This is a genomic window from Mumia flava, from assembly GCF_002797495.1.
Classification (GTDB): Bacteria; Actinomycetota; Actinomycetes; order Propionibacteriales; family Nocardioidaceae; genus Mumia; species Mumia flava.
This window is the reverse complement of sequence record NZ_PGEZ01000002.1, coordinates 546,023-561,262: the sequence shown is the minus strand read 5'-3', so window position 1 is coordinate 561,262 and position 15,240 is coordinate 546,023. Positions and strand designations below refer to the sequence as shown.

Genomic DNA, 15,240 nt, shown 5'->3' with positions numbered 1-15,240 from the left:
CGCCGCGTGATGACGCCGAGTCGTACGTCCGGACGGTCGTTCCTCGGGGCACAATGAGCACGTGCCCCTGTACCGCGACGAGGCCGTCGTCCTGCGCAACCAGAAGCTGGGCGAGGCGGACCGGATCGTCACCCTGCTGACCCGTCAGCGGGGCCGCGTGCGTGCGGTGGCCAAAGGTGTGCGGCGGACGACGTCGCGGTTCGGGTCGCGGACGGCGCCGTTCATGCACATCGATCTCCAGCTCGCCGAGGGGCGCACGCTGGACGTGATCACGCAGGTCGAGACGATCGGCGCGTTCGCCGGGTCGATCGGAGCCGACTACGGCGCCTACACGGCGGGGACGTCGATGCTCGAGGCGGCCGACCGGCTCGTCGGCGAGGACGGCCATCCCGCGCAGCAGCAGTACCTCCTCCTCGTGGGAGGCCTGCGGGCGCTCGCGGAGCAGCGGCACGACTCCGGTCTGATCCTCGACTCCTTCTTGCTGCGCTCGCTCGCGGTCGCCGGGTACGCCCCGAGCTTCGACGCGTGCGCTCGCTGCGGGGCCGCCGGACCGCACCGTGCGTTCAACCCGGCGTCGGGGGGCATGCTCTGCACGGACTGCCGGCTGCCCGGATCGGCGAACCCGGCTGTCGACACCGTCGATCTGCTCTCGGCCCTCCTCACCGGAGACTGGCCCGCCGCGAACGCGTCGCTGCCGCGCGCGCGACGCGAAGCCAGCGGCCTCGTGGCGGCGTACCTGCAGTGGCACCTCGAGCGTGGACTGCGCTCCCTGTCGTACGTCGACCGCTGATCCGCGCCCCGCTCAGAGCAGGGCGTCGGTGAGGTGGCTCGGGATGCCGAACCGGTGCGCGGTCACGCTCACCGCCTGCTCGTGTAGGAACGGCAGGAGCTCGATCCGGCCCGACTCGGTCACCGCGTGGGCGTAGATCGCGACGTCGGGGCGGCCGTCGAGCGCCTCGGCGAGCGCGACCGGGTCGCCACCGATCAGACGGATCCGGGTCCCTCGGAACGCGGCCGCGCGATCGAGCCAGGCCGACGCGCCCTCGACCCGGACGGCGATGCCGAGGTCGCCGAGCGCGACCGCGATCGCGTCGGGGAGCGCCTGCGGAGCCGACACGCTCACCTGGCTCCCGCCGTGGGCCGAGCCGACCACCGCGGCCGCGGCGGCCACCCGGACGAGGTCGCCGACGGCGGCACCGTCGGCCAGCCGCACCGCGACCGGCGTCGGGAGGTGGCGCAGGACGTTGCGCTCGACCCCGACCTGGCTCGGATCCGTCCCGGTCGCGAACCGCTCGGACCACGCGGCGGCGTCGCTGCGTGCGGACCGCTCGAGACGCGCCAGGTCGTCCTCACCCAGGCCGGCGGCCCGGGCGGCGAGCAGCAGGGTCGCGGCGGCGGCGTCCGGCTGGGCGGTGGCGGCAGCGGGGCGGGAACGCCAGTCGCCGAGCCCGATCAGGTAGTCCGGCCCGCCGGCCTTCGTCCCGGCGCCGACGGCGGAGCGCTTCCAGCCGCCGAACGGCTGGCGCCGCACGATCGCGCCGGTGATCCCGCGGTTGACGTAGAGGTTGCCGGCTTCGACGCGGTCGAGCCACAGGCCGATCTCGTCGGAGTCCAGCGAGTGCAGTCCGGCCGTGAGGCCGAAGTCCACCTGGTTCTGGATGTCGATCGCCTCGTCGAGGGTCTCGGCGGTCATCACACCGAGCACCGGGCCGAAGAACTCCGTCAGGTGCACGCGCGAGCCGCGCCGCACACCGGTCCGTACGCCGGGGGTCCACAGCCGGCCCTCGTCGTCGAGGCGCTGCGGCTCGACCAGCCACGACTCGCCGGGCGCGAGCGTCGTGAGTGCGTCGAGCAGCTTGCCGCTCGCCGGCTCGATCAGCGGGCCGACCTGGGAGGTCGGGTCCGACGGCGGTCCGACGGTCAGCGAGGTGACCGCGTCGACGAGCTGGTCGCGGAACCGCCGCGAACGCGCGACCGACCCGACCAGGATCACCAGCGACGCCGCCGAGCACTTCTGGCCGGCGTGCCCGAACGCCGACGCGGCGACGTCCTTCGCCGCGAGATCGAGGTCGGCGCTGGGCGTGACCACGATCGCGTTCTTGCCGCTCGTCTCGGCGAGCAGCGGCAGGTCCTGACGGAACGAGCGGAACAGCTCGGCGGTGGCGTACGCGCCGGTGAGGATCACCCGGTCGACCCGCGGGTCGGCGATGAGCGTACGGCCGAGGTCGCCCTCGTCGACGTGCGCGAGCCGCAGCACGTCCTTCGGGACGCCCGCTCGCCAGAGGGTCTCGACCATGACCGAGCCGCAGCGCGCGGACTGCGGTGCGGGCTTGACGACGACCGACGAGCCGGCCGCGAGCGCCGCGAGCGTGGAGCCGGTCGGGATGGCGATGGGGAAGTTCCACGGCGGGGTGACGACCGTCAGCCGGGCCGGGACGTGCTCGGCGCCGTCGACGTCGTCGAGCTCGCGCGCCAGCGCTGCGTACCAGCGCGCGAAGTCCGCAGCCTCGGACACCTCGGGATCGCCCTGGTCGATCGTCTTGCCGGCCTCCGACGCCATCACCTCGAGCAGCTCGCCGCGGCGCTGCTCCAGCTCGTCGGCGACCCGCTCGAGGATCTCGGCGCGACCGGCTCCGCCGAGCGCTGCCCAGCCGTCGGCCGCGGCGACGGCGCCGCTCACGACGGACTCGAGCTCCTCGCCGGTCCGGACGGTGTGGGCGTCGACGAGGTCGCGCCCGAGGTCGGAGGTCTCGACGCGGTCGAGGATCGCCCGCGCCCACGTGCGGTTCGCCGGCAGCGCGGGGTCGGTGTCCGGGGTGTTGTGGAACGGCGTGCCCGACGGCGTACGGATGCCTGCGGCGGCCTCGGCGGCACGGTCCTGGGTGCGTTTCGGTGCGGGCACGTGGTCGTCGAGGGCGTCGAGGGCGCGGCGGAAGCGCTGCTCCTCCCGCTCGAACAATCCGGCGTCGTCGTGCAGGTCGAAGACCGCGGACATGAAGTTCGCCTGGCTCGCGCCCTCCTCGAGCCGCCGCACGAGGTAGGCGATCGCCACGTCGAACTCGCCCGGGTGCACGACCGGGGTGTAGAGCAGGAGGCTCCCGACCTCGGCGCGGACCACCTCGGCCTGGCTCTGCGCCATCCCGAGCAGCATCTCGACGTCCATCTGCTCGCGTACGCCGCGGCGCCCGGCGAGCAGCCACGTCCAGGCGAGGTCGAAGAGGTTGTGCCCCGCGACGCCGATCCTCACGTTCGCGACGTGCTCGGGCCGCAGCGCGTAGTCGAGCACCCGCTTGTAGTGCGTGTCGGTGGCCTGCTTGCTCTCCCAGGTCGCCAGCGGCCAGTCGTGCAGGGCGGCCTCGACCTGCTCCATCGGCAGGTTCGCGCCCTTCACGACCCGCACCTTGATGCCGGCGCCGCCACGGGAGCGTCGGTCGGCCGCCCACTCCTGGAGGCGGATCATCGCGGCGAGCGAGTCCGGGAGGTAGGCCTGGAGGACGATCCCGGCCTCGAGGTCCATCAGGTCGGGCTGGTCGAGCAGCCGGGTGAAGACCGCGATGGTCAGGTCGAGATCGCGGTACTCCTCCATGTCGAGGTTGATGAACTTGCGCGTCGGCGCCTGCGCGGCCTGCCGGAAAAGCGGCCCGAGGTGGTCGACGACGTCCTCGACGGCCTCGTCGAACGCCCACGGAGAGTGCGGCGCGACGGTCGAGGAGACCTTGATCGACACGTAGTCGACGTCGGCGCGCGCGAGCAGCCTCCGCGTCCCCGACAGCCGTCGCGCCGCTTCGCGCTCGCCGAGGACCGCCTCGCCGAGGAGGTTGATGTTGAGCCGGACGTCGTCGCTGCGCAGGTGTGCGATCGCCTTGCCGAGGCGACGGTCCGAGGCGTCGACGAGCAGGTGACCGACCATCTCGCGCAGCGCACGGCGGACGACGGGGATGACGGCCCGGGGGAGTGCCGGGGCGACGGTGCCCCCGACGCGGACGCCCGTACGGAGGTGCCAGGGCAGGAACCGCGGCGAGCGGCGGGACAGGTCGCGGAACGTCCGTGCGGCGACGGACGGGTCCTCAGGCCGGATCACGCCGTCGACGAAGCCGGTCGTGAACGCGAGGCCGTCGGGGTCCTCCAGCACGTCGGCGAGCCGGGCGGCGGCCTTGTCCGTCGGGATCCGGGCCGACGCGTCGAGCCAGCGCCGGACCAGCGCGACGGCGTCGTCGGCGAGGTCGCGCGGGTCGTCGCCCGGGTGCGGGACGGCGGAGGGAGCGGGGTGGTTCACGGTGGCCTCCGGCAGGGTCGAGGTCCAGGTCACACCTTCAGTATGCGAACGATGATCCGTTAAGGTAAAGCGACGTTTTCCGATGAGTATCCATCGGTTCCCATGATCATTAAGCTCCGTGCTGGAAGGAGACCGGCATGCTCGAGGTCCGTCGCCTGCGGCTGCTGCGCGAGCTGGAGATCCGCGGCACGCTGGCGGGCGTCGCCGAGGCCCTGCACCTCAGTCCGTCGTCGGTGTCCCAGCAGCTCGCCCTCCTGGAGAAGGAGGTCGGTGTCCCGCTGCTGCGCAAGGCGGGGCGGGGCGTACGCCTGACGCCGCAGGCCGAGATCCTCGCCGAGCACGCCGCGGCCGTGCTCGATCGGCTCGAGCTGGCCGAGGCGGAGATGGCGGCGTCGTTGGAGGAGGCGACCGGCTCGGTGCGGCTCGCGGTCTTCCAGTCCGCTGCGCTCGCGCTGATGCCGCAGACCCTGACGGCGCTCGCCGAGTCCCATCCGCGTCTGCGGGTGACGATGACCCAGAGCGAGCCCGAGTCCGCCCTGCGCGAGACGTGGGCGCGCGAGTTCGACCTCGTGGTCGCCGAGCAGTACCCGGAGCACGCCGCGCCGTGGCTCCCGGAGCTGGACCGGGTCGACCTGACGACCGACGAGATCCGGCTCGCGGTCCCGCCGGACGGCCCGTGGAGCCGGGTCCGCACGATCGACGACGCCGCCGGTGCGGCCTGGGTGATGGAGCCGGGCGGGGTCGCGTCGCGCCACTTCGCCGAGCAGGCCTGCCGGCGGTCGGGCTTCGAGCCGGACGTGCGGTACGAGACCGCCGACCTGCAGGCGCAGATCCGGCTGATCGAGTCCGGCAACGCGGTCGCGCTGCTGCCGGACCTGCTGTGGCTCGGGCGGAGCCCGTCGGTCGGGCTCCGCCGTCTCGCGGCGCGGCCGCGGCGCACCATCTTCACCTCGGCCCGCCGTGCGTCGGCACGTCAGCCGGGCGTTCGTGCGGTCCGGGAGAGCCTGGCGGGCGTGGTCGCGCGACTCGAGTCGACGTCGTGATCGGGCCGGACGGCAGAATGGCCGGGTGAGCAGTCGTCGTCAGGTCCGTCCACCGAGCCCGCACCCGTCCGGCGCGACCGCGCCGGTGCTCCCGTCCGACCTGGTGCCGAAGCACGTCGCGGTCGTGATGGACGGCAACGGTCGGTGGGCCAAGCAGCGTGGGCTGCCCCGTACGGCGGGTCACGAGGCGGGGGAGTCGTCGCTGTTCGACGTGGTCGAGGGCGCGATCGAGGTCGGGGTCCGCTGGATCTCGGCGTACGCGTTCTCGACCGAGAACTGGAAGCGTTCGCCCGACGAGGTGCGCTTCCTGATGGGGTTCAACCGTGACGTCATCCGGCGCCGGCGCGACGAGATGCACGAGCTGGGGGTGCGGGTGCGCTGGGCGGGCCGGCGGCCGCGGCTGTGGCGGAGCGTGATCAAGGAGCTCGAGGCCGCCGAGGACCTCACCCGCGACAACGACGTCCTGACCCTCACGATGTGCGTGAACTACGGCGGCCGCGCCGAGCTCGCCGACGCTGCTGCCGCACTGTCCCGCGACGTGGCCGCCGGGAAGGTCCGCGCCGACAAGATCGACGAGCGTGTCCTCGCCCGCTATCTGGACGAGCCCGACATGCCGGACGTCGACCTGTTCTGGCGGACCTCGGGTGAGCAGCGCACGAGCAACTTCCTGCTGTGGCAGTCGGCGTACGCCGAGATGGTCTTCTCCGACATCGCCTGGCCCGACGTCGACCGGCGTGCGCTGTGGGAGGCGATCGAGACCTACGCGCAGCGCAACCGGCGCTACGGCTCCGCATGAGCTGGCCGGCTGCGCCGGTGCCGTGCCCGTGCGGGTCGGGCGCGGCCTACGACGCGTGCTGCGGGCCGCTGCACCGCGGCGAGCGTCAGGCGCGCACGCCCGAGGAGCTGATGCGGTCGCGCTACGCCGCCTACGCCCTCGACCTGACCGACTACGTGTTCCGGACGTGGCACCCACGGACCCGACCGGATGACGTGACGCCGGCGCCGGGCCTGACCTGGGAGCGCCTCGAGATCGTCGAGGCGGAGACGGACCCGGGCGCGGAGGTGGGCGTCGTGGAGTTCCGGGCGCACCACCGCGCGGGCGGCGCGGTCGGCGTGATGCACGAGCGCAGCCGCTTCGAGCGTCGGGCGGGTCGGTGGGTCTATGTCGGCGGCGACCTGCTGGATCCGGGGGCCGGAGGCTGACGCCGTAGGCTGTCCCTCGTGCGCATCGCGAGATTCACGACCGACGAGGACCCGCGGTTCGGGCTCGTCGGCGACGACAACGGCGTCCCGGTGATCGCCGTGATCACGGGCGACCCGCTGTACGCGGGGATCCAGCTGACGGGGGAGAAGCTGCGGCTCGACGAGGTCCGGCTGCTCGCCCCGGTGCTGCCGCGGAGCAAGGTCGTCGGGATCGGCCGCAACTACGCCGCCCATGCCGCCGAGCTCGGCAACGAGGTGCCGTCCGAGCCGCTCGTCTTCCTCAAGCCGAACACCAGCGTGACCGGACCGGGCGACCCGATCCAGTACCCGTCGTTCACCGAGGACCTGCACTACGAGGGCGAGCTGGCCGTCGTGATCGGCCGGATCTGCTCCGACGTCCCGGTCGAGGACGCGGCGAAGGTGATCTACGGCTACACCGTCGCCAACGACGTCACCGCGCGGGACCGGCAGGCCAGCGACGGGCAGTGGGCGCGCGCGAAGGGCGCGGACGGCTTCTGCCCGCTGGGCCCGTGGATCGAGACCGACCTCGATCCGTCGGACCTGCGGCTGACGACGACCCGCAACGACGAGGTGTGCCAGGACGGCCGGACCTCGTCGATGATCTTCGGCGTCGCGGAGCTGATCGCGTACGTCTCGGGCTTCATGACGCTGCTCCCGGGCGACGTCATCCTCACCGGCACCCCCGAGGGGGTGGGCCCGATGAACGTCGGCGACGAGGTGAGCGTCACCGTTGAAGGCATCGGAACTCTGACCAACAAGGTGGTCCCACGTGACTGAGTCGAACGCGGTCCGCGTCCGGTTCTGCCCGTCCCCGACCGGCAATCTGCATGTCGGCAACGTCCGGACGGCTCTGTTCAACTGGGCGTTCGCCCGCCATCACGGCGGGACGTTCGTCTTCCGCGTCGAGGACACCGACGCGGCCCGCGACTCCGAGGAGTCCTACCAGGGGCTGATCGCGTCGCTGCGCTGGCTCGGGCTGGACTGGGACGAGGGTCCGGAGGTCGGTGGCGACCTCGGCCCGTACCGCCAGTCGCAGCGGATGGACACGTACGCCGAGGTGGTCGAGAAGCTGATCGCCGCCGGCTACGCCTACTACGCCTACGACACGCCCGAGGAGCTCGAGGAGCGCCGGGAGCAGGCGCGGGCCGAGGGGCGCTCGAGCGGGTACGACGGGCTGCACCGCGACCTCACCGCGGAGCAGCGCGCGGAGTTCGAGGCGACGGGGCGCAAGCCGGTCGTGCGGTTCCGGATGCCCGACGAGCCGATCACCTTCGACGACCTGGTCCGTGGTGAGGTCACGTTCGACCCCGAGCACGTGTCGGACTACGTGATCATGCGCGCGAACGGCCAGCCTCTGTACACCCTGACCAACCCGGTCGACGACGCCGCGATGGGGATCACCCATGTGCTGCGCGGCGAGGACCTGCTGAGCTCGACGCCGCGCCAGATCCCGCTGCACCGTGCGCTGGTCGCGCTCGGGATCGGCGAGGGCGTCGTGCCGCAGTACGGCCACCTGCCGTTCGTGATGGGCCCGGGCAACCGCAAGCTGTCCAAGCGCGATCCCGGCGGTGGCCTCGACACCTACCGCGAGCGCGGCTTCCTCCCGGAGGGCCTGCTCAACTACCTGGCGCTGCTGGGCTGGTCGATCGGCGGCGATCGCGAGCTGTTCAGCCTGGCCGAGATGGCCGAGGCGTTCGAGATCGAGCGGGTGAACCCGAACCCGGCGCAGTTCGACCTGAAGAAGTGCGAGGCGATCAACGCCCAGCACATCCGCGAGCTGGACGTCTCCGAGCTCGCCGGGCGGTTGGTGCCGTACCTCACCGACGCCGGGCTGCTCGGGCCGGAGCCGACGTCCGCGGAGCTGGAGCTGCTCGCGCAGGCGACGCCGCTGGTCAACGAGCGGATCACGGTGCTGTCCGAGGCCGTCGACATGCTCGCGTTCCTGTTCGTCGGTGACGCGACGTTCCGGGTCGATCCCGACGACGCGGCGAAGCTGCTGACCGAGGACGGGCTCGGGGTCGTGCGGGCGGCCCACGATGCGCTGGCGGGGCTGGAGACGTTCGACACACCCTCGATCGAGCAGGCGCTGCGCGACGCGCTCGTCGAGGGGCTGGGGCTCAAGCCGCGGCACGCGTTCGGGCCCGTCCGGGTCGCCGTCAGCGGCCGCCGGATCTCCCCGCCGCTGTTCGAGTCGATCGAGCTGCTGGGCAAGGAGCGGACCCTGACACGGCTCGCCGCAGCGCTCGGCGGCGGCGACGCCTAGCAGCACGGCGAAGGCATGCCGGAGGGCCACCCCGGGTTTGGGTCCTCGGGAGCCATCCGGTAATGTTCTTCTCGGTTCGGGGCCGCAAGGAGCCGGACCACAGCCATGGGGTATGGGGTAATTGGCAGCCCGTCGGTTTCTGGCACCGTTAGTCTAGGTTCGAGTCCTAGTACCCCAGCGAAGGAGCCCTCCGGCCCGTCCGGTAAGGTTCTTTCATCACCACGGCCCCGTTGTGTAGCGGCCTAGCACGCCGCCCTCTCAAGGCGGTAGCGCGGGTTCGAATCCCGTCGGGGCTACAACAGGCGCCCGAGTCCACCGGACTCGGGCGCCTTGGTGTCTCTCCGGCATCTCTCCGGCATCTCCGGCACGTGGTCGGCGTCGGCGGTCGCTCGGCGTTCCGCCGAGCGCCTGATTCCTCTAGCGTGGTCAGACGTGAGCCCCGCGCCACCGCAGCCCCGTCCGCTGACGGTCGTCATGACCGGCGGCACCTCCGGCTTCGGTGCGCTCGCCGCGCAGGATCTGGTGCGGCGGCCGCGCACACGCGTGATCCTGGGGTCGCGCCGCGCCGTCCCGTACGGCGAGCCGCTGTCGCTCGACCTGACGCGGCTCGACGCCACCGAGCGGTTCGCGGGCACGGTCGCGACGGTGCTCGGCGATGACCGGATCGGCGCGCTGCTGCTCAACGCCGGTGTGATCCGTCGCGACACCGACGCCCGCACCCCCGACGGGTTCGAGGTGACGTTCGCCTCGAACCACCTCGCGCACTTCCTGCTGCTGCGCCGGCTGGCGCCGCGACTCGCCGACGGCGCCGTCGTCGTGATCACCACGAGCGGCACCCACGATCCCGCGACGCGTGCGGGCCTGGCGCCTCCTCGGCACGCCGACGCCGACCTGCTCGCCCATCCCGAGCGCGACCCGGGCCGGGACGCGCGACCGCGACGGTCCGGGCAGCACGCGTACACCGCGTCGAAGCTGTGCGCGGTGCTCACGGCTCGGCGCTTCGCGGCGGACGGGGACGTGCGACGGCGCGGCATCACCGTGGTCGCGCTGTGTCCTGGTCAGGTCTTCGGGACGGGTCTCGCCGCCGACCTCCCGCTGCCGATGCGCGCCGCCTGGCAGGTCCTCGGGACGCCTTGGGTCTCGCGCCCGCTGCGGGCCGTGCGGCCGACGTTCAACACGGCCGCGGCGGCGGCGGGGGCGCTCACCGACCTGGCGACCGGACATGCGCGTCCGCCGGGGGCAGCGTCGTACGCGGCGCTACGACGGGGCCGGGTCACCTGGCCCGAGCCGTCGGTGCTGGCGCGCGACGACGACGTGGCCGATGCTCTGTGGCGTGACAGCGCCGGGCTCGTGGGTCTCGCGGACTGACCGGGACGGCAGTGTCCGATTTCCGCGAGTGGATGTCGGTGGGACGCGTCATGCTGGAGTGGTGATCGAGGACCAGGACCGCTGCTACCGGGCGGTGAGCGCGCGGGACGCCCGTTTCGACGGGGTCTTCTACACGGCTGTGACGAGCACGGGGATCTACTGCCGGCCGTCGTGCCCGGCGCGGACGCCGAAGCGCAGCAACGTGCGGTTCTACGCCAGCGCCGCCGCGGCGCACGACGCGGGATTCCGCGCCTGCCGACGGTGCCGTCCGGACGCCGCACCCGGGTCGCCCGAGTGGGACGTGCGCAGCGACACGGTCGGGCGCGCGATGCGCCTGATCCGCGACGGGGTCGTGGAGCGCGACGGCGTGACCGGGCTCGCCGCGCGGCTGGGGTACAGCACGCGCCACGTGAACCGGATGCTCGTCGACGAGGTCGGCGCGGGTCCGCTCGCCCTGGCACGGTCGAACCGCGCCCACCACGCCCGGATCCTGATCGAGACCACCGACGTGCCGATCACCGACATCGCGTTCGCGGCCGGGTTCGCATCCGTCCGTCAGTTCAACGAGACCTTGCGCACGGTCTACGACGCGTCTCCGACGAGTCTGCGCGAGGTGGCCCGGCGTCGGGCGCGCGGGGGAGGAGCGACCGGGTCCGCGCCGTCGTCGGGCCGGATCACGCTGCGTCTCGCCGTGCGGACGCCCTTCGACCACGAGAGCCTGCTCGCCTTCCTGGCCCGGCGTGCGGTCGACGGCCTCGAAGCCGTCCGCGACGGCACGTACGCCCGGACGCTGCGGCTGCCTCACGGCTCGGGTGTCGTCGCGCTCACCCTGGCGGCCGATCATGTGCGCTGCGCGCTCGAGCTCGCGGACCTGCGCGACACCATGGCCGCGGTCGCGCGGTGCCGGAGTCTGCTCGACCTCGACGCCGACCCGGTCGCGATCGACGAGGTCCTCGGCTCCGATCCGGCGCTCGGCCCGGACGTGGCGGCCCGGCCCGGCCTGCGCGTGCCCGGGCACGTCGACGGCTACGAGCTCGCGGTCCGCGCCGTCGTCGGGCAGCAGGTCTCGGTGGCGGGCGCGCGGACCACCCTCGGACGGATCGTCGCCGACCACGGCTCGCCCCTGGAGGCGCCGACCCCGCTCGCGCACGCGTACGGCCTGACCCGGCTCTTCCCCGAGCCGGACCGGCTCGCGACGACCGATCCGAGCACGCTCGGGATGCCGCGGACCCGTGCCGCGACCGTGGCGGCGATCGCCGACGCGGTCGCGGTCGGCAAGCTCGACCTCGGGACGAGCGCCGACCGTGCCGCTCTGCGCGAGGCGCTGCTCGAGATCCGCGGGATCGGGGTGTGGACGGCCGACTACGTGCTGATGCGCGCGACCCGCGACCCCGACGTGCTGCTCGCCGACGACCTCGTCGTACGGCGCCGGCTGACCGAGCGCGGGATCGATCCCGCCTCGACGACGACCTGGAGCCCGTGGCGCTCGTACGCCGCGGTCCACCTGTGGAGCTCGACCGAGCGGAGGACAGCATGACCATGCCCACGCCCCACACCGGCACCGGATCGAGCGCGATCGGTGTCCCGACGACCAGCCGTGCGACGGCGTACCTCGACTCGCCGATCGGCGGGCTGCGCGTGCACTCCGACGGGGAGCACGTCGTGGCGATCGACTTCGGCGCGACCCCGTCGGACGACGACGGCCAGGATGCGGTGCTGGTCGAGGCGACCCGTCAGCTGCGCGCGTACTTCGACGGCGACCTCGAGGAGTTCGATCTCCCGCTCGCGCCGCGGGGTTCGGCGTTCCAGCAGGCGGTCTGGGCACGGCTGCGCGCGATCCCGTACGGCACGACCAGCACGTACGGCGCGATCGCCCGCGAGCTCGAGCTCGGCCCCCACGGTGCGCGCGCCGTCGGCGCCGCGAACGGCTCGAACCCGATCCCCGTCGTCGTCCCCTGCCACCGGGTGATCGGGGCGGACGGCACGCTCACGGGGTACGCCGGAGGGCTGGATCGCAAGCAGACGCTGCTGTCGATCGAGCACGCGGCGCTGTTCTGATCCGGGCCTGTCGTGGGTGAGCCGGTGGCGGTGGGCGGCGCTACTCGCCCGTGCGGCGCAGCGACTGCGACAGTCGTTCCGCGGCGGCGACCACGGCCGGGGCGTGCATCCGTCCCGGCTGGCGGGTGAGCCGCTCGACCGGACCGGAGACCGACACGGCGGCGATCACCTTGCCGGAGGGGGAGCGGACGCTGGCCGAGACCGACGCGACGCCGCTCTCGCGCTCGCCGACGCTCTGCGCCCACCCGCGACGCCGGACCTGCGCGAGGGCGGCAGCGGAGAAGGACGCCGTCTGGAGGCCGCGGTTCATCCGCTCCGGGTCCTCCCAGGCGAGCAGGATCTGGGCCGCCGACCCGGCCTTCATCGTCAGCTGGCTGCCGACGGGGACGGTGTCGCGCAGCCCGGTCGGTCGCTCGGCGGCGGCGACGCAGACGCGGTACTCGCCCTGGCGACGGAACAGCTGTGCGGACTCGCCGGTGATGTCACGCAACCGCGCGAGCACGGGGCCGGCCGCGGCGAGCAGCCGGTCCTCGCCGGCCGCCGCGGCGAGCTCGGAGAGCCGCGGACCGAGCACGAAGCGGCCCTGCATGTCGCGTGCGACCAGCCGGTGGTGCTCGAGGGCGACAGCCAGCCTGTGGGCGGTCGGCCGGGCCAGCCCGGTGCTCGCGACCAGGCCGGCCAGCGTCGCCGGGCCTGCCTCGAGCGCCGACAAGACGAGAGCTGCTTTGTCGAGCACGCCGACTCCGCTAGAGTTGTCCATGTCTTGATATTGACGTCTCGCATTGTGAAATGCAAGATTCGGGATGACACGCCCGCCCCGGTGACGGAGGCACGGTGTCGCAGGCGCCGTCACGGATCCACCGTGGCGGCACGGAGGACAAGGAGAGACCAGTGGGCAGGACCCTCGCGGAGAAGGTGTGGGACGAGCACGTCGTCCGAAGTGCTGACGGAGAGCCGGACCTGCTCTTCATCGACCTCCACCTCCTGCACGAGGTGACCAGCCCGCAGGCCTTCGACGGCCTGCGCCTCGCCGGCCGCGGTGTGCGCCGGGTCGACCTGACCCTGGCGACCGAGGACCACAACATCCCGACGACCGACCTCGACAAGCCCATCGCCGACCCCGTCTCCAAGACCCAGGTCGACACGCTGCGGCGCAACTGCGAGGAGTTCGGCGTCCGGCTCCACCCGATGGGCGACGTCGAGCAGGGCATCGTGCACGTCGTCGGTCCGCAGCTCGGCCTGACGCAGCCCGGCATGACGATCGTGTGCGGCGACTCGCACACCGCGACCCACGGCGCGTTCGGCTCGATCGCGTTCGGCATCGGCACCAGCGAGGTCGAGCACGTGCTCGCGACGCAGACGCTGCCGCAGGCGAAGCCGAAGACCATGGCCGTGGAGGTCGTCGGCGAGCTGCCCGAGGGCTCGAGTGCGAAGGACCTGATCCTCGCGCTGATCGCGCAGGAGACCACCGGTGGCGGACAGGGCTACATCGTCGAGTACCGCGGCGAGGCGATCCGCGCGCTGTCGATGGAGGCGCGGATGACGGTCTGCAACATGTCGATCGAGTGGGGCGCGAAGGCCGGCATGATCGCGCCGGACGAGACCACCTTCGCGTACGTGAAGGGGCGGGCCCACGCGCCGGAGGGCGCGGACTGGGATGCCGCCGTCGCGCACTGGTCGAGCCTCGTCACCGACGACGACGCCGAGTTCGACAAGGTCGTGACGCTGGACGCGTCGAAGGTCACCCCGTTCGTCACGTGGGGCACCAACCCCGGCCAGGGCGTGCCCCTGTCGGCGAACGTCCCGTCGCCCGACGACTTCGACAACCCGAGCGACCAGGTCGCCGCCGAGCGCGCGCTGGAGTACATGGGGCTCGTCGCCGGTACGCCGATGCGCGACGTCGCCGTCGACACCGTGTTCGTCGGGTCGTGCACGAACGGCCGGATCGAGGACCTGCGCGCGGCCGCGGAGGTGATCTCGGGCCGCCGGGTCGCCGACTCGACCCGCCTGCTCGTCGTGCCCGGCTCGGTCCGGGTGCGGCTCCAGGCCGAGGACGAGGGCCTGGACGTGCTCTTCAAGGAGGCCGGGGCGGAGTGGCGCGGCGCCGGCTGCTCGATGTGCCTGGGGATGAACCCGGACCAGCTCACGCCGGGCGAGCGCAGCGCGTCGACGTCGAACCGCAACTTCGAGGGTCGTCAGGGCAAGGGCGGGCGGACCCACCTGGTCTCGCCCGAGGTGGCCGCTGCCACGGCCGTCCTCGGACACCTCGCCTCCCCGGCCGACCTGGCGTCGGTCTGACGAGCCGCTCACGACGAAGGATCGAGATGGACAAGTTCAGCACGCACACCGGAGTCGGGGCGCCGCTGCGCCGCAGCAACGTCGACACCGACCAGATCATCCCGGCCGTCTACCTCAAGCGGGTGACCCGGACCGGGTTCGAGGACGGGCTGTTCGCCGCCTGGCGCGGCGACGAGGCGTTCGTCCTCAACCAGCCCGCGTACGCGTCGGCGACCGTGCTCGTCGCCGGCCCGGACTTCGGGACCGGCTCGTCGCGCGAGCACGCGGTGTGGGCCCTGCAGAACTACGGCTTCCGTGTCGTGCTCTCGCCGCGCTTCGGTGACATCTTCCGCGGCAACGCCGGCAAGGCCGGACTGCTCGCGGCGCAGGTCGACGAGAAGACCGTGCAGGCGTTGTGGTCGTACCTCGAGGACAACCCCGGGGGTGAGATCAGCGTCGACCTCGTCGAGCGGACCGTGCGCGCGGGCGACGGCCCGGACCGTGTCGAGGACTCGTTCGACATCGACGACTACACGCGCTGGCGGCTGCTCGAAGGACTCGACGACATCAGCCTCACGATGCGTCACGACGAGCTCATCAGCGCGCACGAAGGCACGCGACCCGCGCACAAGCCCGCCACGATGTAGCACCTCGCTGACATCGAGCAGGTCGCGCGACGCTGCCGTCGACGCGATCGCGCCGAGCCCGAGAACCACGTAGCCACCGTGGTT

13 protein-coding genes and 2 tRNA genes are annotated in these 15,240 nt (G+C 72.8%); 13 read left to right on the top strand and 2 right to left on the bottom strand.

Annotation, left to right across the window (positions count from 1 at the left end; all coding sequences use genetic code 11):
* Window positions 1-61 precede the first annotated feature (61 nt).
* On the top strand, window positions 62-790 hold the full coding sequence (gene recO, locus CLV56_RS16775) for a DNA repair protein RecO (protein ID WP_039359504.1): 729 nt from the start codon (window positions 62-64) through the stop codon (window positions 788-790).
* Window positions 791-802: 12 nt separating this feature from the next.
* Here recO and CLV56_RS16770 read toward each other — a convergent pair whose 3' ends face one another.
* Window positions 803-4,276 (bottom strand): bifunctional proline dehydrogenase/L-glutamate gamma-semialdehyde dehydrogenase, encoded by a 3,474-nt coding sequence (locus CLV56_RS16770; protein ID WP_100415514.1) that lies wholly within the window; start codon window positions 4,274-4,276, stop codon window positions 803-805.
* Between the two features lie 137 nt (window positions 4,277-4,413).
* Between CLV56_RS16770 and CLV56_RS16765 the strand changes: the two genes are divergently transcribed.
* From CLV56_RS16765 to CLV56_RS16720, 10 genes are all read left to right on the top strand, one after another.
* Window positions 4,414-5,319, top strand: a complete 906-nt coding sequence (locus CLV56_RS16765) for a LysR substrate-binding domain-containing protein (RefSeq protein ID WP_039359498.1) — start codon at window positions 4,414-4,416, stop codon at window positions 5,317-5,319.
* A 25-nt stretch (window positions 5,320-5,344) separates the two neighbouring features.
* Window positions 5,345-6,115, top strand: coding sequence for an isoprenyl transferase (locus CLV56_RS16760; protein ID WP_039359496.1), 771 nt, complete (start codon window positions 5,345-5,347; stop codon window positions 6,113-6,115).
* Complete coding sequence (locus CLV56_RS16755; protein ID WP_039359493.1) at window positions 6,112-6,522, top strand: YchJ family protein; 411 nt, start codon at window positions 6,112-6,114, stop codon at window positions 6,520-6,522. The genes CLV56_RS16760 and CLV56_RS16755 overlap by 4 nt, the downstream gene beginning before the upstream one ends.
* 18 nt (window positions 6,523-6,540) lie before the next feature.
* Complete coding sequence (locus CLV56_RS16750; RefSeq protein ID WP_039359490.1) at window positions 6,541-7,320, top strand: fumarylacetoacetate hydrolase family protein; 780 nt, start codon at window positions 6,541-6,543, stop codon at window positions 7,318-7,320.
* The gene (gene gltX / locus CLV56_RS16745) at window positions 7,313-8,806 is read left to right on the top strand and encodes a glutamate--tRNA ligase (RefSeq protein WP_039359487.1); all 1,494 of its coding nucleotides are present in this window, start codon (window positions 7,313-7,315) and stop codon (window positions 8,804-8,806) included. The genes CLV56_RS16750 and gltX overlap by 8 nt, the downstream gene beginning before the upstream one ends.
* A gap of 106 nt (window positions 8,807-8,912) precedes the next feature.
* Window positions 8,913-8,984 (top strand) — tRNA-Gln (locus tag CLV56_RS16740).
* Window positions 8,985-9,029: 45 nt separating this feature from the next.
* A tRNA-Glu gene (locus CLV56_RS16735) sits at window positions 9,030-9,102 on the top strand.
* A 136-nt stretch (window positions 9,103-9,238) separates the two neighbouring features.
* Window positions 9,239-10,174, top strand: coding sequence for an SDR family NAD(P)-dependent oxidoreductase (locus CLV56_RS16730; protein ID WP_211288176.1), 936 nt, complete (start codon window positions 9,239-9,241; stop codon window positions 10,172-10,174).
* A gap of 61 nt (window positions 10,175-10,235) precedes the next feature.
* Window positions 10,236-11,711: a DNA-3-methyladenine glycosylase 2 family protein gene (locus tag CLV56_RS16725; protein WP_039359481.1), complete on the top strand. Its 1,476-nt coding sequence runs from the start codon at window positions 10,236-10,238 to the stop codon at window positions 11,709-11,711.
* Window positions 11,708-12,232, top strand: a complete 525-nt coding sequence (locus CLV56_RS16720; RefSeq protein WP_245857971.1) for a methylated-DNA--[protein]-cysteine S-methyltransferase — start codon at window positions 11,708-11,710, stop codon at window positions 12,230-12,232. Before CLV56_RS16725 ends, CLV56_RS16720 begins: the two co-directional genes overlap by 4 nt.
* Before the next feature lie 40 nt (window positions 12,233-12,272).
* On the opposite strand, the gene CLV56_RS16715 is transcribed toward CLV56_RS16720, so the two are convergent.
* Window positions 12,273-12,992, bottom strand: coding sequence for an IclR family transcriptional regulator (locus CLV56_RS16715; RefSeq protein WP_039359480.1), 720 nt, complete (start codon window positions 12,990-12,992; stop codon window positions 12,273-12,275).
* A 131-nt stretch (window positions 12,993-13,123) separates the two neighbouring features.
* Here CLV56_RS16715 and leuC point away from each other — a divergent pair, with 131 nt between their 5' ends.
* Both leuC and leuD read left to right on the top strand, forming a co-directional pair.
* The gene (gene leuC / locus CLV56_RS16710) at window positions 13,124-14,530 is read left to right on the top strand and encodes a 3-isopropylmalate dehydratase large subunit (protein ID WP_039359475.1); all 1,407 of its coding nucleotides are present in this window, start codon (window positions 13,124-13,126) and stop codon (window positions 14,528-14,530) included.
* Window positions 14,531-14,556: 26 nt separating this feature from the next.
* Window positions 14,557-15,156 (top strand): 3-isopropylmalate dehydratase small subunit, encoded by a 600-nt coding sequence (gene leuD / locus CLV56_RS16705; protein ID WP_039359472.1) that lies wholly within the window; start codon window positions 14,557-14,559, stop codon window positions 15,154-15,156.
* Window positions 15,157-15,240: the final 84 nt, after the last annotated feature.